Origin of the sequence: Nitrosomonas sp. (assembly GCF_022842015.1) — a bacterium.
In the GTDB taxonomy this organism is placed as follows: domain Bacteria; phylum Pseudomonadota; class Gammaproteobacteria; order Burkholderiales; family Nitrosomonadaceae; genus Nitrosomonas.
The window spans coordinates 11,894-31,872 of sequence record NZ_JALHQJ010000035.1 but is presented as its reverse complement, the minus strand read 5'-3'; the positions used below and the strand labels follow the sequence as shown (position 1 = coordinate 31,872).

Sequence of the window (19,979 nt, the reverse complement as noted above, 5' to 3'; positions counted from 1 at the left end):
TACCTCGGATGGCACAGAATGATTGACCGTCTCGGTCAAAGTATTACACCAATCCTTTGTTTTATAGCATCTCTTGGCAAAACAAGGCAGGTTCAACAACTAATTGTGACATAGCCAATGAAAAGCATCATTGGCGCAATTAACCAACCTATCCTTGTTAAGAATAATGATGCCTTCTGTGGAGCATCTAAATACGGTGGCTGCCTGCGCCAATCGGTCTTTGGCCAGTCGATTTTCAGTGGTCTCTTGTAAGATGCCGACGACCTGGTGCTTACCAGCATTACCATTCGTAAATGATTTGCCGTATAACTTGTACCAGAAAATTTCTCCTGTAGGGGTATTCACACTAAATTCTATTTCTGCTGAAAATCCTTCTTTATTGCATAATTCGTCAATAAAATTAGAAACTCTTTGTTTGTCGTTTTTATTAATTGTAAGAAAGAAGTTTTCCCAATCAGCTATGGGTTCAAGAGCGCCTTTGGGATTTTTGCCCATAAATATTTTATGTGAAGCCCTTGTCACCTCCCAAGTGCCCATGCGTGCTGCTTCTAACGCAAGGCGTAAGTGCTGCTCACTTTTTTTTATTAAAGTATCGCTTTCATAGCGTTCTATACTGACTTGGATAATGATGTTTAATTCTCTGTCTGAGAATGGTTTTAATAAATATCCGTATGGTTTGGTAGTTTTTGCACGAATTAGGGTTTGTTCTTCGGAATAAGCAGTAAGATAGATAATAGGAATACTATGCGTTTTCTGCAATATAGCAGCTACTTCAATGCCATCCATATTTCCCTGAATGTGGATATCCATCAAAATAATATTGGGGGGAGCTTGGCTTATTAGCGTCAGCGCTTTTTGACCATTGGCAGCCATACCTGTGATTTCGTAGCCTAATTTGGAGAGGCGTCTTTTTAAATCTAGTGCAACTATTTTCTCGTCTTCGATAATCAGTATTTTTAAGCGTTCATCCATATTCTGTAACCACGTATGAAATAATCAATCTTGAGTTTACTTACTATAGTTCGAAGAAAGACTTGTTTTGACTTTGGTTAAAGTAATTGCAGAGTGTGATGAATACCTTTCTGCAAGTCTTGGTGCAATTCAATTGCATAGGTATTTTAAAATTTTACACTTAAAAATTAAAGGCTAAGAATAGCTCCGCCAAATTTATTATAAAGGTAACATAAATAATGATTTAATTAATATCAGAAATATCTTACGACGCGTAAGTGATAGGTATCAGATGGTTAAAGTGTAATTGCTTGATTGGGTATTTCTTTCGTAGCCGGACTCATTTGTCGTTCTGTTTTCATGCGTTCTGTATCGTTTATTCTAATTTGGAATGCTGCTTATTTCTCCTAGTTCGCTTTTGCATCGCGAATTTACCTGTAAATCTGATATCGTTGTCTGCTGGTCGAGTTGCTAGTAGCACCTCATTTTTTTAATTTGATATAAATGTTCAGGGAATTATCTACTAAAGCGGTGCGCTATAGCGTGATTTTATATAAATCCTGAACTTAAGATATTGAATCCATTATGTATTTTTATTTGACTTGTTATAAAGTGTAACGAGAAGTCTCATTGCCATTAACAGGAGAAATAGTGTTATGACAGAGCCAACGATTACCTGTCCAAATTGTAAAACTGAAATTAAACTTACCGAATCATTGGCAGCTCCATTGATTGAATCAACGCGCAAACAGTTTGAACAACAGTTGGAGAAAAAAAATAATGAAATTATTCAACGCGAACAGGCGATGCGCGATAGAGAGAAGCAATTAGTTGAGGACAAACGTAAGTTGGAAGATTTAGTGGCCAGTCAAGTAGCAGAACAATTGAAAACAGAGCGTGTGCGCGTGATTGCGGAAGAATCCCGTAAGGCTAAGCTGGCCAGCGCCGTCGAACTGGAAAGCAAGGCGCGTGAACTAATCGAATTACAAGAAGTGTTGAAGGTCCGCGATGAAAAGCTCGCGCAAGCACAACGGGCGCAAGCCGAACTGATCAAGAAACAGCGTGAACTCGATGACGCTAAGCGCGAACTGGAACTCACGGTTGCCAAAAGAGTGCAGGACGGATTGATCGAAGTCCGTTCACTTGCCAAGAAAGAAGCCGAAGAAGAGCAAAAATTTAAGGTGATGGAAAAGGAACAAACCATTGCCGCGATGCAAAAACAGATCGAAGATCTCAAGCGCAGGGCTGAGCAGGGCTCGCAACAACTGCAAGGAGAAGTGCAGGAGCTCGAACTGGAAAACCTGTTGCGCATAAAATTTCCTTACGATGCGATTGAACCGGTTCCTAAAGGTGAATATGGCGGGGATGTGTTGCATCGTGTTGTCGGTGCAGGCGGCCAACCATGCGGAGTCATCTTGTGGGAATTCAAACGTACCAAGAATTGGAGCGATGCTTGGCTGGTGAAGCTGCGCGATGATCAACGCGTTGCGAAAGCGGAAATCGCTATTATTGTCAGCCATAGTCTGCCGAAAGGCATTGAAACGTTTGAATTGATTGAAGGTGTCTGGGTCACTCACCCGCGTGCTGCACTGCCGGTAGCAATGATTTTGCGTCAATCCTTGTTGGAAGTTGCGCTCGCGCGCCAGTCGTCAGAAGGCCAGCAAACCAAAACCGAAATGGTTTACCAATACCTTACCGGTCCGCGTTTCCGTCAGCGCGTGGAAGCGATTGTCGAAGCGTTTTCTACCCTGCAGGAAGACTTGGAAAGGGAGCGCAAGGTGATTATGAAACAATGGGCTAAACGTGAGGAACAGATTGAGCGCGTGATGACGGCAACAGTGGGTATGTATGGGGATTTGCAGGGAATTGCGGGCAAATCATTGCAAGAAATTGAGGGGCTGGAACTGGCTGCACTTGAAGTTAGAGACACTGACTGACGATGCTAACAGCAAAATTCCCGAAGATTAAGTTGAGATCAGATTCTAAGACGCTCAACAATATTTCCTTTAAGCAAGTGTTCATCGATGATTTCATCAATGTCTTCTTGATCGATATAGGTGTACCAAGTTTCTTCGGGATAAACCACAATAACCGGACCTTCACCGCAGCGATCAAGACATCCAGCATTGTTCACACGGATTTTTTTCTTACCATCGAGTTTTAATGATTTGATGCGTTGTTTTGCATAATCGCGCAATTCCTGGGCGCAGAAATTATTGCAACATTTGGCACCACCTTCACGTTGATTGGTGCAGAAAAAGACATGGTATTGATAATAGCTCATGAGGCTGATACTGAAGTTAGAAAAAATAATTGCTAGTTTAACGTAATTTTCTTGTTCAAATTTGATTGGTGATGCGATGTGTAGTGTTTCTAATATTAATCAAGAATTACTTTCACGAGGAGAATATTTTTTCTGTGGAAAAATATTGGCTGAAGCGAATCAGTGGAATATTTGCCAAGCCAGCAATCCAGCTAGCAAGATTGCAATAAGCAACAGCAGTCGATTTTGTCGTTTTTCTTCGATGACCAAGTCGATCATTCTTTTTTCTAAATCATGATTGCGGTTTTCCGCAAAGGCCTGATGTATCAGGCGAGGAAATTCCGGCAGGATAATTGCCCAATTCGGGGCTTCTTTTTGTATGCGACTGGCAAATCCGCGCAGGCCGATTTGCTCAGCCATCCAATGTTCTAAGAACGGTTTGGCGGTTTTCCAGAGATCCAAATTTGGATCCAGATCACGGCCAAGGCCTTCAATATTGAGTAATGTTTTTTGCAGTAATACTAATTGAGGCTGGATTTCGACGTTAAATTGCCGCGAGGCTTGAAACAGTTGGAACAGAACTCGCCCAAATGATATTTCTTTTAGCGGTTTGTCGAAGATGGGTTCGCATACTGCGCGTATGGCGGACTCAAAATCGTCTACGCGAGTATTTTTAGGCGCCCAGCCAGCTTCAACGTGAGCTTGCGCAACGCGCCCGTAGTCGCGACGAAAGAAGGCCAGAAAGTTTTGTGCCAAGTAGTTTTTATCTTGATCACTGAGTGTTCCCATAATGCCGAAATCAACCGCAATATATCGACTATCTTGACCGACAAAGATATTTCCCGGATGCATATCGGCGTGAAAATAGCCGTCTCGAAATACCTGGGTAAAAAATATTTCCACTCCAACACGTGCCAATTGGGGAATATCAACCCCTTGTATCGTTAATTCTTCAACATGACTGATAGGGATGCCTTTGACGCGTTCCATCACCATTACACCGTTACGACAATAGTCCCAGTAGACTTCTGGTACCAGCAGCAATGGAGAATCCAGAAAATTTCTGCGTAATTGGCTGCAGTTGGCTGCTTCGCGCATCAGATCAAGCTCATCATCCAAATGACGAGCGAACTCCGAGACCACTTGCCGCAATTTTAGGCGTTTGCCATCTGACCAGAGTGTCTCTGCTAGCCAAGCGCCTGTATCCATCAACGCAACATCGTGTGTGATAATAGGTTCTAGGTTAGGGCGTAATATTTTTACCGCCACTTCGGTACCATCGTGCAAGATTGCAAAATGAACCTGTGCAACGGAGGCGCTAGCTACGGGTGTTTCATTAAATTTGAAAAATACTTCATTAATTTTCTGACCGTATTCTTTTTCTAATGTTGATAATACGAGTTGCAAAGAAAATGGGGGAACCTGATCCTGCAATTTCGCCAGTTCATCAGCGATATCGTGAGGCAAGAGGTCGCGACGAGTGGATAACATTTGGCCAAATTTGACAAAAATAGGGCCTAGTTTTTCTAAAGCCAACCGTAATCTTACTCCGCGCGGTTTATCCAGTTTTCGCCAGAAAGTTAATGTTTTCACAACGATTCGTAACACCCGCAAACGGCTATGGCTTAAGACAAATTCATCCAATCCGAATTGGAAGGCGACGTATTGTATTTTTAGAAGTCGGAATAGGCGCATAAGTGAATCAATAATCGGTAGGGAAGAATTGTGTCAAAAAATTAAATGGGATGCTTTAGGTATTGTTATTCGGATTCGATTTTACAGTCATCTGCGCGTTGTCATTTGATAAGAAGAGCCTGCTTCATGAAACTGTCTATTCATTTGCGCAAGTACTATGTTTCGCCAATTTATTTAACCGCTGTTCTAGTTGCTCAATATTGAGTCTTATGTTATTGATTTCTTGTGAGAATCTATAGATTGCGTCGGGTTTGACTAAAAAAACATTTTCTTCTGTCAAATATTCGCTCAATGTCTGAGCAAAGCGATCAATATTTTTTATCTGCCATTGCACCAGATGCTCGCCCGTTTGGGCGACTCGGTGCGCTGGTATGTCCCCGATTGCATTGCTAAGATCGTGTTCAAAGATTCCTTTGAAGTCGATTTGCTTACCGATATTGATCAATTCTTCAACCAAAGCTGGATTACCAGCGGTTTTTATTTGCGCGAATGCATTTAATTCCCGGACCAGCAATCTTGGCAGTATTAGCGGGGATAATGTCAGTGTTGCGTCTGCATTCATCGGGCCATCAATTTTCTGTAACTCACCCACTGTGTCGATAAGCATTTTGAGATTAATTAATGGAGAAATCTGGATGCAGATTGTTTTGCCAGAAAAAGATTGCAATCGCTTAGATGCCCAACTTTCACTGCGTAAAACATGATTGATCGGAGTGGTTACAGCAGTTGTCAGCATTCTATGTAATTTTGTTGATTGGAATAGCAGGGGCAGAAGAAATAGCTGCACATTTTTTGCTTAGTTTTTTTATGCAAAATTTAACCATATTTTAGAAATTGATCAGCTTTCTCCTCAAGCTTACAATGGCTTTGCGAGTATAGCATTTTAATTTGAATTGATTATAGGTTCTCAATATGCCTTAATGTTTTACTCTGACTGTTGGATTGACTAACTTATCACTGGTATCGTCATTGTAGAATTGAAGCCTGAATTGTAATTTCAGAGAAAGATTAGCTTTAAGATAATTTTATTGCTGTGAGGGAGCATGCAGGATGCTGAATTATTTTACAAATCGTTTAATAATAATTGGTTGTTAATATGCAAGAAAAATCAAATACACACAATATCGGACACAATATATTCATTGTCTTGTGTGCGCTTGTGAGTGGTTTTCTATTGTCATTCCTTGGTTTCGGATTACTTTGGAGTGGCATTTCCTGGTATATGCAATTAGTTATGACATTACCATTTCTGTCGCTATCCTACGCCGTGTATCGTTGGAGTAAAGGAGCGCTGGGGATCTGTGTTTTTATATTGTTGGGTGCAGCACCACTTGGGATATTAATAACTCGATTCCGCGATACGAACGATTCACATCTAATGCCCTCACTTGTTGTTCTCAGTTGGGCTTTAGGAATGCTGGCAGGTTGTTATTTAGGCTATTTGCGGAGTACGCAAATGGAGCCGACTAAGCGCGTCACTGGTTCCAAGTAAAGAAATAAGGTGATAGATTTTATTTTTGCCAGCGGCAAAAACTATTTTCCATTTTTTCCTGCGAGATCGCTTTTACCTCAATTCAATCCACACCGGTTGATGATCCGAAGCTTTTGTTTCAGCATCAATGCCGTGCTTTTTTAGGTGTTTCACTAATCCACTGGAAATCAACACAAAATCATAGCATTCTGGACAGTCGACAAAATCTACCGGGTGGATGCCGACAGTTGGTTCATGTGGTGTGCAGGGATTCAACACCGACCAAGCATCGTGAAAGCCCGATGTGCCATGACTGAATGGCGCGAGAATTTGCGCGTGCTCGGGCGCTGTGGCTGAAAAGTTAAGATCGCCGCACAATATCGTTTCTGCTGGTCTGGGAAAGATACCTGTCACAGGCTCAACAATGAGCGCGTTACGGTGGTGAAATTTATAGCCTATGAAGAATATAGTTGCCTAAACAGCCTTGAAGGCACCAGAGGGGATAATGGTGTTCTTCAAGGCTTGATTTTGACTACTCGGACTTGCAAATTAGTAACTAATAGCTTCCGATTCTTACCTTGAGCGGCAAGCCCTAGTCGCTTGAGCTACTGTAAATCCTTGCTCATTGATGAGTTGTCCAGTTACTTGTCCTTGAATGAAATTGCGGCCGATGCGAGTAGCTCCAGCTGCAACATTTCCTGGATCACTATCAAAATCAAATTCGACTTCATCTCCTACAGTATGCTTGGAGGGGGATTTTTTTGTGTGACTGCCAGATATGATTTTAGCAACGTAGTTTCCTGCGGCCAGATTATTTCCATCTACAGAAACTTTGGATTGATTGGCTCTTGTTTCGCATTTTACGCGAATACTGGCTGCATTTGCATCCGCCACAGGTAGTGATGTTACTAATACCGCTAATATAGCGGCCAAAGCTGTTGAGGTTTTTATCATAGTTAATTTCATGGTTATTCTCCTAAAAATAATATTTGTAAATTCTTTGCTTGATAATAATTTTATGCGCTTCCTTCCCTCTGCGTGTAATTATTTCCCACGCAAAACAAATGTACATAAATATTTCTCATTTGTCAATGAATTTGTAAGAAAACTGTAACTATTAAGCAAGGTAATTCTTAATCTATTGTTATGTTTGAATTGAGCCTGATGATCCAAAATTTGGTTGATGGTGCGAAATAGAAGCTAGGAATGTGCGACTGTGCTGTCAGATTAGGGCGTATGTATGTTATTTATGGGACGGACCAGAAATATTTTTACATTGTAAAGGGGAATTGAATTTCCTTTCGAGAGAGAATGATGCTTAGCAAAGAACTTTATAAGTTCTGATAAAATTCGTGCTTAACCCGATTAACATAATCGCTCAAATTCTTTTTTGTTAAACCATAATCTTTAAGCGGCGACTCGATCGGGCAACCGATGATATTGATGAGGAGTCCGAATGCAGATGAATCAAGTGTTGTGGGTTGATCACCCAGGAAGTATTTTTTGTTTGCTAGCGCTGCAGATAGTGCATCCAGATCTTGCTTGCCCAGCGCAAAGATTTCTTCCGCCTGGTGTCTGCCGGTGCCATGACCGTAAATTTGCCGTTGGATTTTGCGGCGTGTTCGATTGGCAACGATATCCCTGATAACAGGCGGCAATCTTCCAAAAATCGCTTTTTTGTTTATTTTCCAGTTTTCATCCGTATATTGCCAGCGCGAATAGAGCACGGCCCAAAACAAATGTTCTTCGAGTAAGCGCTGCATGGCAATTGATATTGCCAGTTCAGCATCGTTCAGATCTTCATCTAAATTCGTATACGAAGACTTTAAATAAGTCACAATGAAGCGTGAATCCGCGATAATTCTACCGTTGTCTTCAATGTAGGGTAGTTTTCCTTTGGGCGCGCCGATAGGTAATACAGGTACAATTTCATAGTCAATGTCAGCCATTCGTAAGTAAGTTTCTATTTTGCAGCAGAAAGGACTTAAGTTTGGAATATTCCAAGTACGTTCAAATTGATAAAGCTTGAGCATGTCTGCAATCCTAACAATGATTAATTGAGCATATGCTTGTATAATGCAAGTCACTTTATCGCATAAGCTTGTTAATGGCAAGTGACAGTAACGATATTACAGGGACTCACTTTTTATATATAGAGATTAATGGCTGATGGCTGATTATGACGAACGAAACCATGAGCGATCTTGCTGCCCGATAGCTTGTGCGTTGGATCATTTAGGAGATAAATGGACTTTGTTGATTATCCGGGATTTGCTGTTGGGTAAAAAACGCTATCAAGAATTCCTGGAATCACCGGAGCAAATTGCTACAAATATATTGGCGAATCGGCTTAAAAAACTGGAGGCTGCTGGTCTCTTAACGCAGCAGGTATATCAGAAAAAACCGATACGATACGAATATGTGTTAACAGCAAAAGGGGAAGATTTGCGGATGGTATTGCAAACTCTAGCAGAATGGGGAAGGACCTATTATCCAGGCACAAAAGTTTTTACGGCGCATGTGTGAAATTGTAGTCGCCCATTTTGTATCATCCAAAGCACCCCGCAACAAACTCCGGGGTGCTAAACAGGACAAATTATGCGGTGGGATTCGGTTTCTCGCCAGCGTCACGATTTTGCGTTGCAGCAATATTGTTTTCTAACGTCATAACTCGAGATTCCAATCTTGCAATTAATGCCTTGGTTTCAGGAGATTCCATTGGAAATTGCGGTTTAGCTGCAGAGGAATGAATTTCCAGAGCTTCGACACGTGTTTGTAGTTGTTCGGGAAGTTTCTCTGTCTCGGGGCCTGCAAGGTGCGTAAACTCTACGCTATCTTCATAGGGTTCACGTGTGGTACCCGTTGCCTTGATAATGGCACCTGCGATCAAGCCGCCAACAATCGCGATGATAAGCGTTATCATGATGCCATTAAATTGCGCAATCGCAATCCCGGGAACTATCAGGAAAGCACTGAGACCGCCTAGTAACCCGGGCATTCCGTGTAAGTTATGCACGCCGCAGGTATCCACGATTTTAAATTTTGACTCCAGTAACGGTTGCAAAAATACATACCCTAAGACGGAAAGTGCGCCAGCGAGCAAGCCGATACCGAAGGCTCCGGTAGGAGACACTACATCGCAGACAGAGCCGATAGCTACACCACCGGCCAATGCAGCATTGGCCATATCCACCATGGAGGTCTTGCCGTTATGCAGTTTAGAACTTAGGAAATAAGTGGCGATAGTTGCACCTGATAATGCTAACAAGGTGTTGACTACGGTTTGTGGCATGTTCTCTAGTGGCACGAGTGCAGTGGCAAAGCTGGGCCAGAACAACCACAGCACCATGGATCCCAACATGGCAAAACGATCCGACGTATGATCTGATTCAATCAGTTTGCTACGTTGGTATTCTGTAGTTAAAACAATCGACATACTCAACCCAAAATAGGCGCCGAAAGCATGGATGACAACCGAGCCGGCGGTATCTTGAAACCCTGTGGTATAGCCGAATGCATCATCAAGCACAATCCATTCGTTCAATAGATAAAGTGGAACAACTAACAGTGCCAGCAAAGCATACTGAAACACGCGTAAACGGCCCAATACCGCACCCATGGCGATAAGGGCTGTGGCAACGGATAGCTCGGCGAATAACAGCGAATCAAGCGTATGCGGTGATAACTGATGCCCAAAAATACCGTTTGCACGTAATAGAATGTAGAGAGGGAGTCCTACCGCAACAACCAAATAGGTGCCGGTTACTGCACCAAAACCATAGCGGCGTACAAATACCATTAGAAAACCAAAGCCAATCAACAGCATGGCTAAAATATGAATAATATAATTATATTGCGCGACAACACGTGCTTCACTTAAAGCGGGTGTTTCTGCACTGACTAAGCCGCTGAAACCCAGGAGAAGCAGACCGATTGCTCCTGATAGTATCGAATTAAAGCTTTTATTCATGTGATTCTTCCTTATTTTAGTGATTTCTCGGGTTAATCCTCGACGAAATTCAGAGGAAGGGGCGTAGGATATATTGAAATTATAAAAACCCCATCGAGAGTGTGAACTTTAATTACCTTAAAGACAATAGGGGTTAGGGAAATAATTATGAAGACGACAGACTCCCAGAGGAGTCCACTACGGTATTTTGCAGGATGACGCGTTACAGAACCATGGGTTATTGTTAATTCATAATACTTCATAAAAACGGGAACCTAAGTCCCCGTTCCAAATAAACGAACGTTACCGAGGAACAAGTGCAGTGGGCTGTTGATAGACTCAATGACCGCCCACGCAAGGTGCTTGGATTTAGAACCCCGCATGGGGTATTCTTCGGACTGTCGGTAAGTTAAATCAAACAACCAGCAGAAATTGCACTTATAATTTGAATCTGCCAGATAATATTGATTTACTTTCAAATGCATAGCAAGAATACCATGATGCGTTACGTACTTTTATGTTGAATACCCATGACTCAGAACCGTAACTCGTAGTTTACGGATAAGGCCACTCCCAATTAGTTATTTCTGGCATATCCTCACCGTGGGTGGTGATGTATTGGCGATGTTCGATGAGCTTATCACGAACAAACTGCTTCACATATGCCCCTGTCGGACTGAGTTTTGGTACCCGATCGATCACATCCGCCATCAAATGAAAACGATCCAGATCGTTGAGTACGACCATATCGAATGGCGTGGTGGTGGTGCCTTCTTCTTTGTATCCGCGTACGTGTAAATTTTTGTGATTGTTGCGACGGTAAGTCAATCGATGGATCAACCAGGGATAACCGTGGTAAGCAAAAATAATTGGCTTGTCGGTGGTAAACAAGGCATCGAAATCCTTGTCTGACAGGCCATGGGGGTGCTCTTCCTGTGGTTGCATCGCCATCAAATTCACGACATTAACCACGCGTATTTTGATATCTGGAACATGCTGGCGCAATAAATCCACCGCAGCCAGCGTTTCAAGAGTAGGGACGTCGCCTGCGCAAGCCATCACCACATCCGGCCCGGCGTCCTGATCATTACTCGCCCACGTCCAAATGCCGATACCTGCCATACTATGTTTAATCGCGGCATCCATATCGAGCCACTGCAGCTGCGGTTGTTTGCCTGCGACAATCACATTGATGAAGTCACGGCTGCGCAGGCATTTGTCAGTGATAGCCAATAGCGTATTGGCATCAGGTGGCAAGTAAACACGAATGATATCGGCCTTCTTATTGACGACATGATCAATGAAACCCGGGTCCTGGTGCGAGAAACCATTGTGGTCCTGCCGCCAGACGTGAGAGGTCAACAAATAATTCAATGAAGCGATGGGCTGACGCCAGGGAATTTCTTTGCTCACCTTAAGCCATTTCGCATGTTGATTAAACATTGAATCAACAATATGGATAAATGCCTCATAACAAGAGAACAAGCCGTGACGGCCGGTGAGCAGATACCCTTCCAACCAACCCTGACAGGTGTGTTCGCTAAGAATTTCCATTACGCGGCCATCCGGTGCAAGGTGATCGTCTTCAGGTAGCACTTCCGCCATCCAGGTGCGATTAGTTACTTCGAACAAAGCACCGAGACGATTAGATTTAGTCTCGTCCGGCCCCATAACGCGGAAATTCCGGGCGCTCTCATTAAGCTGCATGACATCGCGCAACAAGGTACCCATTACGCGGGTCGCTTCACCCATGACCTGTCCGGGTTTGGACACTTCGACCGCATAATCACGAAAATCCGGCATGTTTAAGTCTTTGAGCAACAGACCACCATTGGCATGCGGGTTGGCACCCATACGGCGTACACCTTTAGGCGCCAGCTCTGCCAGTTCCTCAATCAAGGTGCCGTTGTTATCGAAAAGTTCTTCCGGTTGATAGCTTCGCATCCATAGTTCGAGCAACTTGATGTGTTCCGGTTTTGTCGCCATTTCAGCCAATGGAACCTGGTGCGAGCGCCAGTAATCTTCGGTTTTCTGGCCGTCGACTTCCTCAGGGCCGGTCCAACCTTTTGGGCTACGCAGGATAACCATCGGCCAGCGTGGGCGGACAGTGACACTGTTGCTACGTGCTTCGCGTTGAATAGTTATTATTTCTGCAATAATGGTATCCAGTGTGGCCGCCATATGCTGGTGCATGATCTCGGGGTCTGATCCTTCAACAAAATAAGGTTTGTAGCCATAACCAATGAACAGGCTCTCCAATTCCTCATGACTTAAGCGCGCCAACACCGTTGGGCCTGCAATTTTGTAACCATTCAAATGCAAAATAGGTAACACTGCGCCGTCATGAATTGGGTTTAAAAACTTATTTGAATGCCACGCGGCAGCAAGTGGGCCGGTTTCAGCTTCACCATCACCGACTACACAGCAAGCAATCAGATCAGGGTTGTCAAACACAGCGCCATAGGCATGTACAATAGAATAACCCAGTTCTCCACCTTCATGAATTGACCCCGGCGTTTCCGGCGCACAATGACTGGGAATGCCCCCGGGAAATGAAAACTGTTTGAATAACTTTTTCATACCCGCTTCATTTTGCGCCACACTTGGATAGACCTCGCTATATGTTCCTTCCAGCCATGTGTTGGCCACCAGACCCGGGCCACCGTGACCGGGGCCTGTGATGTAAATGATGTTTAAATCCTGTGCCTTGATAACGCGATTGCAGTGCGCATAAATAAAATTCAAACCCGGCGTGGTGCCCCAATGGCCGAGCAATCTTGGTTTGATATGTTCAAGCGTTAAGGGTTGTTTTAATAGCGGATTATCCAGTAGATAGATTTGACCGACGGACAGATAATTCGCCGCGCGCCAGTAAGCGTTAATTTTGCGTAACTCCTCAGCAGACAATGGGCTGCGCTGGTCAATTAATTGGGCTCCCGTTTTCATCAATTCTTGTTCCTTACAATTTGGAATTAGTCTGGCTCCAGTTTTCCTTCTATGGCCTGAAGAAAAAACACGACGGTCAAAAGGATATTTCTAAGTATCCCTACAAACTATGCAAACCATGATCATGGTTAACATGTATCTTTCTTACCCACTATACGGACTTTCACCTATGGCTCGAACAGTATGTTCGGCGATGATAAGCTCCTCATTAGTTGGAATCATCCAGGCAGACACTGAGCTATCCACTGTGCTTATTCGAGGGCTGTTTGCCGCATTTGCCGTTTCATCAACACGAATACCGAGCCAGGCTGCTTCCCGGCATATCCGTTCTCGAATAACGGCGGAATGTTCGCCGATACCCGCGGTAAACACCAGCGCATCCAGCCCGCCCAGAGCTGCGGCCAGCGAACCCAGTTCGCGGCCTGCACAATACACAAATAGATCGATGGCTTCTGCAGCATGTGGGTTGTCATTGGCCAGGAGTTCGCGCATATCGCCGCTGATACCCGAAACACCCAGCAAACCGGACTTATAATTTAATAAGTCAGCAACGGCATCGATATCCATGCCCTTTTCTTTCATCAGATAAAGTACAACTGCGGGGTCGATCGCACCACATCGCGTGCCCATGGGTAATCCGTCCAGAGGGCTGAAAGTCATGGTAGTGGCAACACTTCTGCGAGCCTTCATCGCACACATGCTTGCACCATGGCCGAGATGAGCAACGATAACACGATCTTCAGCAGCGCTACCTAAATGTTCAGGTAATACACTCGCGATATATTCATACGATAAACCGTGAAAGCCATATTTCAGGATTCCTTGTTGTCTAAATTCCCTGGGCAGAGAAAATTGTCGGGCGACTATAGGTTGGGTTCGATGAAAGGCGGTATCAAAGCAGGCAACCTGGGGCATCTCGGGTTGTTGCTGAGTCAGGGTCTCAATTGCTGCTATCTCATAGGGCTGATGCAATGGGGCCAATGGAATAAATTCTTTTAAATTGCATAATATTTCTTCGCTCACAACCACCGGGATTGAATATTTTTCGCCGCCATGAACCACACGGTGACCAACTGCAATAAATCGAAATTCACTGAGGCTATGATTAATCCAATCGAATAAAACGAAAAATGCATCTGCATGGCTTCGAATCTTTTCAGTAACTAGTGATTGTTTCGCTGCACTCACTATCTCGCCCGTACAATCATGAACAGTGAAGTGGGGGCGGCCTCCAATACCTGCTATCTCACCACGATAAATCATGCGCAGTGAAACACTATTTTCCGCCAAAGAGAAAACAGCAAACTTGATACTTGATGAACCGGCATTGATAACAAGTGTTGCACCAGACATAACACGTTTCCTTGCTAAATATTCAACAGCATTACAACATAAGTTGAATTGGTAGTCGGATACATGACAGTACCGAATGATCCGGAACATCGTCTTCCAGACTTAGGCCCAAAAACCGCATCACGTGCAGATTCGCGTTAGCCATGTCTTCAACTGATTCATCACTGAGTCTGCCGTACCAGATTCCTGTCAACAACATTTTGAACAGCAGCAGAGCCGGATAGGCAGGACGGCTTGCGGCATCAGATGTGGGCGCATGATGTTCGGCGATAGCTTTTTCTATCGGTTTCCAATCAATCAAGTAATCGATTTGATTGAAGAAGTTTCTTTTGCGAGTGCGGCGGGTGACATCAAACTCTGAGAAACTCATATCAATTAACTCAACAATATGATTTAAAACGTTATTATATCATAATCCGCGCTTGAAAATAACTCTAACCGTGCAAAGTCCTCGATTATTATGATGCGCTAAATGGTTTTAACCGGAAATTCTGCTTTCGTGGCGGCGGCGGTGGTGCTTTTTTGCATCCAAGTCATACGAATCCAGGCGAAATTAAGAAGCAAAGGGTAATTGCGATAGATTCGCATCGTGAGATGACACAGCGAGAGTACTCAATCCGTGCCAAATTTTTCTTGGCGGCCATATTAGTTGGCTTGTTTTGTATGGTAGGACTGCTGATATTCGGCCTTAGTGGGCGTTACAGCAACGATATTTTAATCGAGCGATCCAAAATCAGAAATGCAACCTTACTGAATTTTGTTCCCTTATGAATGTTGAATATGATGGGAATCATTTAGATTCCTTTGGGTTTGCTGCATTATGGCATATACCCGGTATCGATCATGAGTTTTGATCATTTGGTCACTTGTCGCGGTAGATGAGTCGTGCTTGCTGATGGCTTCATTGTCAGGCGCGATATCCAACGGTATCTTTAGCATTTAATTGCACTTTCTCTAAGGATTTCACGCCTAACCGGATCGGCCAGCAACGCCAATGGGCAGTTTCTAAGAAAGCACAAAATCAAGAGCGCAATCATGCATCACGCGTACAGGAACAAACCGCTCTCGGCACGCCAGGAGCTGGCGAATAAATTGATCAGCAAAAAACGCTATATTGTTGAACAGTGTTTTGGCACGGCAAAAGTAAACGCCCAAGTTATGCTGAAAAGCATCTGCATGAATCTAAAAAAAGCTGCCAACAAAATTTTCGTGGACAAGCCACCAAGGGGAGTAGTCCGTCCAAATGCTGCATAAGGGAAAAAACTCCCTTTAAGAAGAGGAAAAACTTAATTTTTTGCCAAAATGACACGCATAACAAATGTCATTTGGATATTTCTCTCATTATCACAGCAAATTTGCGCAGTTGTGCAAAGGTCTTACATTTTTTATTGGCTTCTAACGGATTATTCTGAATTTCTACGGGATAGATTGGCTTGATGAGTAGCTTGTCGTGGATTGCTTTGGCTTTGGATTTGTATGGATGCGGTAATGGCGGAGGCGGTGAGATTCGAACTCACGGTAGAGTCACCCCTACGGCAGTTTTCAAGACTGCTGCCTTAAACCGCTCGGCCACGCCTCCTTTTTTGCAAAACCTGCAGGCCGAATCATACCTTTTAGCGTGCTTCTTGGCTAGTTGTCGAACATCTAATTTATCAGTTAAGTTAAAGAATTATTGGAGCTAATGTTATTTATTCTTTATGATTGTCATATTGAATTTTCTGACTTCAAGAATGTAATTTTATGAATTATTAATGAATTTTTATATTTGCTGATTTTTATTGGTACTATCTCGATGAATTTTTTGACTCAATCTTGGCATAGAAAAAGCGTATTCTGAAAGGTAGCAGATGTATGTGGTCGGATCCAGGAGTAGCAAAGCTAGAGCAGGTACGTATCAGCACCAATCAAGATATGGCGCGACGCATGCGTTTGGGTGGTTTGTTTTATGTTTTGTGTTGCGGTGCTATCGTACTGATGTCTCCTGTGCTGCGCACGCAGCCTTATATTGCGCTCTTTGTTGCTCTGTTTGTAATTCTGGCGATATCACGTTTTGTAGTTTATAGGCGTGCATTGATTTTATTCGACAGAAATGAGCAACAGATCGAATATTCGATCTCAACGATCTATATCACAACGGCATTAGGTTGGACTATCTTTTTGATATGGATATTCCTATCCATTAATATTCTGGATAGCAGCGTTACTTTAGCGGTTATTTCGACAGTCGGTTTTGTTGCAGGTGGTATAGCGGCTACTTCACCTCGCATTCGGTTGATGCTCGTCTATGCAGTGATAATTTATCTGCCCAGTCTTTCAAGCTTAGTATTATTTATCCCAGGAGAAGGTAGTTGGGTATTGATGGTAATTGGACTTGCCTATTTCTTTTTTTCTGTACATAACGGCAAGCTGCAGCATGAGAATTATTGGGTTGCGCGGCAACAAGCTGTGCAGTTGGAAAAACAAGCTGTTGATCTGGAATATGCCCGCTTACAAGCGGAGAATGCGAATAAAGCTAAATCGGCATTTTTGGCGGCCATGAGTCATGAGATTAGGACGCCAATGAACGGTGTACTTGGGATGACTGAAATTCTGGCAACCACTTCACTTGATTCGGAGCAAAGAAATTATCTGAGCGTAATTCGTAATTCTGGGAAAACTCTGTTACGAGTCATCGATGATATTCTTGATTTTGCGAAAATAGATGCGCATAAACTCAAAGTGGCTAATCGGCCATTTAACCTTCGTGCACTGGTTGATGAAGTGAATTTACTGTTTTGCGCCAAAGCCAGAGAATTACCACTGAATTTTATTGTGAGTTTCGAATGTAATCTATCCCTTAATCTTGTTGGTGATCCTGATCGCATTAAACAAATTTTATTTAACCTACTCGGTAACGCGTTTAAATTTACTGCTCAGGGGGAAGTTAAATTACAAATCGATTGTTACCCCCTTGCAGATCAAAGTGGAGTTGAGGTAGAGCTTATCGTTGCAGATACTGGGGTAGGTATATCAACCGAGGACCAGGCGCGTTTGTTTCAGGAATTTTCACAAGTAGGGGAATCTACACAACATATTCGAGGTACTGGACTAGGCCTTGTGATTACACGTAATTTGTTATCACTCATGGGGGGCTCAATTACTGTATCCAGTGAAATTGGTAAGGGCGCAGAGTTTTGTGCGCATATTCCTCTTAAATATGCAGCTGTTGATACCGTGATTTCTCAGCAAAGCCAATTAACTTCAAAGCAGCCTATAGCTATTACCGAGTTTCGTGCCCGTGTCTTAGTCGTTGAGGATAATGATGTGAACCAATTGGTCAGTAAAGCAATGCTGGAGCGGTTAAATTGTGAGGTTATTATTGTAAATAATGGTGCGGAGGCAATTAACGCATTCACATTTCATCATTTTGATTTGATCTTAATGGATTGCAATATGCCTGTGATGGATGGGTTTGAGGCCACACGACGAATACGTGCGCTTGAGCAGGAGAAAAACGCTGTGCCGATTCCAATTGTTGCATTAACTGCCCATGCTTTTGATCATGTCAGGCAGGAATGTTTTGCTGCTGGTATGAATGAGCATCTCAGTAAACCATTCGACGTCGCGCAGCTTAATCAGATATTACAACAATTTGTTTCGATACGTTCGCCATGGCGTGAGGGCATTTGAGAATTCTGATTTGTCGTAACAGAAGTGCGTGCTCCAGTGCGATAATAAGCAATATCGGATTAACGCTGATTATTAAGTACCTTGCTAAATGGCAGTTAATTTTTATTATTTGAGGAATTATGATTTGGAAACCTAATGTAACGGTTGCAGTTGTTGTTGAGCAAGATGGCAAATATTTACTGGTGGAGGAGGAGCCTGAAACAGGTCGCGGATTGTTTCTAAATCAACCGGCGGGGCATCTGGATCCAGGAGAATCTATCGTTCAGGGAGCGGTACGGGAGACACTGGAAGAAACTGGGTATACCTTCGAGCCTGAATATGTATTGGGTGTATATCAGTGGCATTCACATCGTGCAGATACCACCTATCTTCGATTTGCGTTTGGCGGGCGTGTTACACATCACGATCCCAAACGGAAGCTCGATACAGGCATTTTACGGGCGTCTTGGTTTGGTTTTGATGAAGTTAATCAAACGATTCAGCGTCATCGTAGTCCGCTGGTTATGCAATGTATTCGTGACCACCTTGCCGGTAAGCGCTACCCATTGGAATTGATGTTGCATTATGAATCCTAAGGTGATGACGAAGTGTCGTGTTGTCGTCGGCATGTCTGGTGGTGTTGATTCATCTGTAGCTGCATATTTGCTGAAGCAACAAGGCTATGATGTTGTAGGGTTATTTATGAAGAATTGGGAAGATGATGATACCGATGAATATTGCTCTTCCCGGCAGGATTTTCTAGATGCCGTATCGGTTGCTGACGTTATTGATATTCCTATAGAAATTGTGAACTTTTCTACCGAATACAAAGAGCGTGTATTTTCACAATTTCTTGCAGAATACCAAGCCGGACGCACACCGAATCCCGATGTATTGTGCAATGCTGAGATTAAATTTAAAGCATTTCTGGATCATGCAAATAAATTGGGTGCTGATTATATCGCAACAGGTCATTATGCCAGGGTGCGTAAAGCGGGTAGCGTTTTTCAATTATTAAAAGGTGAAGATGGAAACAAAGATCAAAGTTATTTTTTGTATCGCTTGAATCAAGCACAACTTGCTAAGTCGCTCTTTCCAATCGGTCATCTCTATAAACGCGAAGTGCGTAAAATAGCCAGGGAGTTGAAGCTCCCGAATTACTCTAAAAAAGACAGTACGGGCATATGCTTTATTGGCGAGCGTCCGTTTCGTGAATTTCTTAATCGTTATTTACCGCACAAACCTGGCGAAATTCAAACAACTGATGGAAAAGTCATTGGCCAGCATATCGGATTAATGTACTACACCATAGGGCAGCGACAGGGATTGGGGATTGGGGGCATTCGGGATGGTGGCGATGAACCATGGTTCGTGGCAGCCAAAGATATGGCCAGGAATCGATTGATTGTTGTGCAGGGTCATAATCATCCAGATTTATTTCGTCCCTCCCTGAAAGCAATCAATTTAACTTGGATCGATGAAAAACATCCGCATTGCAATTGGGTTTACGCTGCAAAAACACGCTATCGCCAAACTGATGCGCCTTGCACAATTACAAATCTGTCACGTGAGTACTGTCAAGTAGAGTTTGCCCAAAATCAATGGGCAATCACCCCAGGGCAATCCGTTGTGATTTATGAGAGTCAAGTATGCTTGGGGGGAGGAGTCATATTGCAATGATTCTGGACGCCTCATTATTCTCA

18 protein-coding genes, 1 tRNA gene and 1 pseudogene are annotated in these 19,979 nt (G+C 43.4%); 8 read left to right on the top strand and 12 right to left on the bottom strand.

Annotation, left to right across the window (positions count from 1 at the left end; genetic code table 11):
* A pseudogene (locus tag Q0C11_RS08255) lies at positions 1–114 on the top strand (IS1595 family transposase); the annotation flags it as partial.
* On the opposite strand, the gene Q0C11_RS08250 reads toward Q0C11_RS08255, so the two are convergent.
* Positions 100–972 (bottom strand): response regulator, encoded by an 873-nt coding sequence (locus tag Q0C11_RS08250; RefSeq protein WP_293007078.1) that lies wholly within the window; start codon positions 970–972, stop codon positions 100–102. The pseudogene Q0C11_RS08255 and the gene Q0C11_RS08250 sit on opposite strands and share 15 nt — an antisense overlap.
* A 635-nt stretch (positions 973–1,607) precedes the next feature.
* Here Q0C11_RS08250 and Q0C11_RS08245 point away from each other — a divergent pair.
* Complete coding sequence (locus Q0C11_RS08245) at positions 1,608–2,888, top strand: DUF2130 domain-containing protein (protein ID WP_293007077.1); 1,281 nt, start codon at positions 1,608–1,610, stop codon at positions 2,886–2,888.
* Positions 2,889–2,926: 38 nt separating this feature from the next.
* On the opposite strand, the gene Q0C11_RS08240 is transcribed toward Q0C11_RS08245, so the two are convergent.
* The 3 genes from Q0C11_RS08240 to Q0C11_RS08230 form a co-directional block, all read right to left on the bottom strand.
* Positions 2,927–3,235: a ferredoxin gene (locus Q0C11_RS08240; protein ID WP_293007076.1), complete on the bottom strand. Its 309-nt coding sequence runs from the start codon at positions 3,233–3,235 to the stop codon at positions 2,927–2,929.
* 159 nt (positions 3,236–3,394) lie between these two features.
* Positions 3,395–4,909 carry a ubiquinone biosynthesis regulatory protein kinase UbiB gene (gene ubiB / locus Q0C11_RS08235; RefSeq protein WP_293007075.1) on the bottom strand — a complete coding sequence of 505 codons (1,515 nt, stop codon included), beginning with the start codon at positions 4,907–4,909 and terminating at the stop codon, positions 3,395–3,397.
* A gap of 136 nt (positions 4,910–5,045) precedes the next feature.
* On the bottom strand, positions 5,046–5,645 hold the full coding sequence (locus Q0C11_RS08230) for an SCP2 sterol-binding domain-containing protein (RefSeq protein WP_293007074.1): 600 nt from the start codon (positions 5,643–5,645) through the stop codon (positions 5,046–5,048).
* 360 nt (positions 5,646–6,005) lie between these two features.
* Here Q0C11_RS08230 and Q0C11_RS08225 point away from each other — a divergent pair, with 360 nt between their 5' ends.
* A complete protein-coding gene (locus Q0C11_RS08225) occupies positions 6,006–6,401 on the top strand; it encodes a lysophosphatidic acid receptor (protein ID WP_293007073.1) in 396 nt (131 codons plus the stop codon).
* A 72-nt stretch (positions 6,402–6,473) separates the two neighbouring features.
* Here the strand turns inward: Q0C11_RS08225 and Q0C11_RS08220 are convergent, their stop codons facing one another.
* The 3 genes from Q0C11_RS08220 to Q0C11_RS08210 all read right to left on the bottom strand — a co-directional run bounded on the left by Q0C11_RS08220 (position 6,474) and on the right by Q0C11_RS08210 (position 8,413).
* A complete protein-coding gene (locus Q0C11_RS08220; protein WP_293007072.1) occupies positions 6,474–6,794 on the bottom strand; it encodes a hypothetical protein in 321 nt (106 codons plus the stop codon).
* Between the two features lie 159 nt (positions 6,795–6,953).
* Entirely contained in the window at positions 6,954–7,346 is a 393-nt protein-coding gene (locus Q0C11_RS08215) for a hypothetical protein (RefSeq protein ID WP_293007071.1), read from the bottom strand.
* 365 nt (positions 7,347–7,711) lie between these two features.
* Positions 7,712–8,413: a glutathione S-transferase family protein gene (locus Q0C11_RS08210; RefSeq protein WP_293007070.1), complete on the bottom strand. Its 702-nt coding sequence runs from the start codon at positions 8,411–8,413 to the stop codon at positions 7,712–7,714.
* A 136-nt stretch (positions 8,414–8,549) separates the two neighbouring features.
* Between Q0C11_RS08210 and Q0C11_RS08205 the strand changes: the two genes are divergently transcribed.
* Positions 8,550–8,906, top strand: coding sequence for a helix-turn-helix domain-containing protein (locus Q0C11_RS08205; protein WP_293007069.1), 357 nt, complete (start codon positions 8,550–8,552; stop codon positions 8,904–8,906).
* A 70-nt stretch (positions 8,907–8,976) separates the two neighbouring features.
* Here the strand turns inward: Q0C11_RS08205 and Q0C11_RS08200 are convergent, their stop codons facing one another.
* The 4 genes from Q0C11_RS08200 to Q0C11_RS08185 form a co-directional block, all read right to left on the bottom strand.
* Positions 8,977–10,350, bottom strand: coding sequence for an ammonium transporter (locus tag Q0C11_RS08200; protein WP_293007068.1), 1,374 nt, complete (start codon positions 10,348–10,350; stop codon positions 8,977–8,979).
* A gap of 534 nt (positions 10,351–10,884) precedes the next feature.
* Positions 10,885–13,275 carry a phosphoketolase gene (locus Q0C11_RS08195; RefSeq protein WP_293007067.1) on the bottom strand — a complete coding sequence of 797 codons (2,391 nt, stop codon included), beginning with the start codon at positions 13,273–13,275 and terminating at the stop codon, positions 10,885–10,887.
* Between the two features lie 144 nt (positions 13,276–13,419).
* Positions 13,420–14,628 carry an acetate/propionate family kinase gene (locus Q0C11_RS08190; protein ID WP_293007066.1) on the bottom strand — a complete coding sequence of 403 codons (1,209 nt, stop codon included), beginning with the start codon at positions 14,626–14,628 and terminating at the stop codon, positions 13,420–13,422.
* Positions 14,629–14,659: 31 nt separating this feature from the next.
* On the bottom strand, positions 14,660–14,998 hold the full coding sequence (locus tag Q0C11_RS08185) for a transposase (RefSeq protein WP_293007065.1): 339 nt from the start codon (positions 14,996–14,998) through the stop codon (positions 14,660–14,662).
* Positions 14,999–15,663: 665 nt separating this feature from the next.
* Here Q0C11_RS08185 and Q0C11_RS08180 point away from each other — a divergent pair.
* Positions 15,664–15,882 (top strand): hypothetical protein, encoded by a 219-nt coding sequence (locus Q0C11_RS08180; RefSeq protein WP_293007064.1) that lies wholly within the window; start codon positions 15,664–15,666, stop codon positions 15,880–15,882.
* 235 nt (positions 15,883–16,117) lie between these two features.
* Here the strand turns inward: Q0C11_RS08180 and Q0C11_RS08175 are convergent.
* Positions 16,118–16,207 (bottom strand) — tRNA-Ser (locus tag Q0C11_RS08175).
* 272 nt (positions 16,208–16,479) lie between these two features.
* Between Q0C11_RS08175 and Q0C11_RS08170 the strand changes: the two genes are divergently transcribed.
* From Q0C11_RS08170 to mnmA, 3 genes are all read left to right on the top strand, one after another.
* Positions 16,480–18,297 carry an ATP-binding protein gene (locus Q0C11_RS08170; protein WP_293007063.1) on the top strand — a complete coding sequence of 606 codons (1,818 nt, stop codon included), beginning with the start codon at positions 16,480–16,482 and terminating at the stop codon, positions 18,295–18,297.
* A 119-nt stretch (positions 18,298–18,416) separates the two neighbouring features.
* Positions 18,417–18,872 (top strand): NUDIX hydrolase, encoded by a 456-nt coding sequence (locus Q0C11_RS08165; protein ID WP_293007062.1) that lies wholly within the window; start codon positions 18,417–18,419, stop codon positions 18,870–18,872.
* A gap of 4 nt (positions 18,873–18,876) precedes the next feature.
* Positions 18,877–19,956: a tRNA 2-thiouridine(34) synthase MnmA gene (gene mnmA / locus Q0C11_RS08160; RefSeq protein WP_293007079.1), complete on the top strand. Its 1,080-nt coding sequence runs from the start codon at positions 18,877–18,879 to the stop codon at positions 19,954–19,956.
* Positions 19,957–19,979 lie beyond the last annotated feature (23 nt).

Bases quoted from the DNA above. Each gene is read 5' to 3' on its own strand.
- Q0C11_RS08250 (WP_293007078.1), bottom strand. From the start codon at position 972: ATGGATGAACGCTTAAAAATACTGATTATCGAAGACGAGAAAATAGTT.
- Q0C11_RS08245 (WP_293007077.1), top strand. From the start codon at position 1,608: ATGACAGAGCCAACGATTACCTGTCCAAATTGTAAAACTGAAATTAAA.
- Q0C11_RS08240 (WP_293007076.1), bottom strand. From the start codon at position 3,235: ATGAGCTATTATCAATACCATGTCTTTTTCTGCACCAATCAACGTGAA.
- ubiB (WP_293007075.1), bottom strand. From the start codon at position 4,909: ATGCGCCTATTCCGACTTCTAAAAATACAATACGTCGCCTTCCAATTC.
- Q0C11_RS08230 (WP_293007074.1), bottom strand. From the start codon at position 5,645: ATGCTGACAACTGCTGTAACCACTCCGATCAATCATGTTTTACGCAGT.
- Q0C11_RS08225 (WP_293007073.1), top strand. From the start codon at position 6,006: ATGCAAGAAAAATCAAATACACACAATATCGGACACAATATATTCATT.
- Q0C11_RS08215 (WP_293007071.1), bottom strand. From the start codon at position 7,346: ATGAAATTAACTATGATAAAAACCTCAACAGCTTTGGCCGCTATATTA.
- Q0C11_RS08210 (WP_293007070.1), bottom strand. From the start codon at position 8,413: ATGCTCAAGCTTTATCAATTTGAACGTACTTGGAATATTCCAAACTTA.
- Q0C11_RS08205 (WP_293007069.1), top strand. From the start codon at position 8,550: ATGGCTGATTATGACGAACGAAACCATGAGCGATCTTGCTGCCCGATA.
- Q0C11_RS08200 (WP_293007068.1), bottom strand. From the start codon at position 10,350: ATGAATAAAAGCTTTAATTCGATACTATCAGGAGCAATCGGTCTGCTT.
- Q0C11_RS08195 (WP_293007067.1), bottom strand. From the start codon at position 13,275: ATGAAAACGGGAGCCCAATTAATTGACCAGCGCAGCCCATTGTCTGCT.
- Q0C11_RS08190 (WP_293007066.1), bottom strand. From the start codon at position 14,628: ATGTCTGGTGCAACACTTGTTATCAATGCCGGTTCATCAAGTATCAAG.
- Q0C11_RS08185 (WP_293007065.1), bottom strand. From the start codon at position 14,998: ATGAGTTTCTCAGAGTTTGATGTCACCCGCCGCACTCGCAAAAGAAAC.
- Q0C11_RS08180 (WP_293007064.1), top strand. From the start codon at position 15,664: ATGCATCACGCGTACAGGAACAAACCGCTCTCGGCACGCCAGGAGCTG.
- Q0C11_RS08170 (WP_293007063.1), top strand. From the start codon at position 16,480: ATGTGGTCGGATCCAGGAGTAGCAAAGCTAGAGCAGGTACGTATCAGC.
- Q0C11_RS08165 (WP_293007062.1), top strand. From the start codon at position 18,417: ATGATTTGGAAACCTAATGTAACGGTTGCAGTTGTTGTTGAGCAAGAT.
- mnmA (WP_293007079.1), top strand. From the start codon at position 18,877: ATGACGAAGTGTCGTGTTGTCGTCGGCATGTCTGGTGGTGTTGATTCA.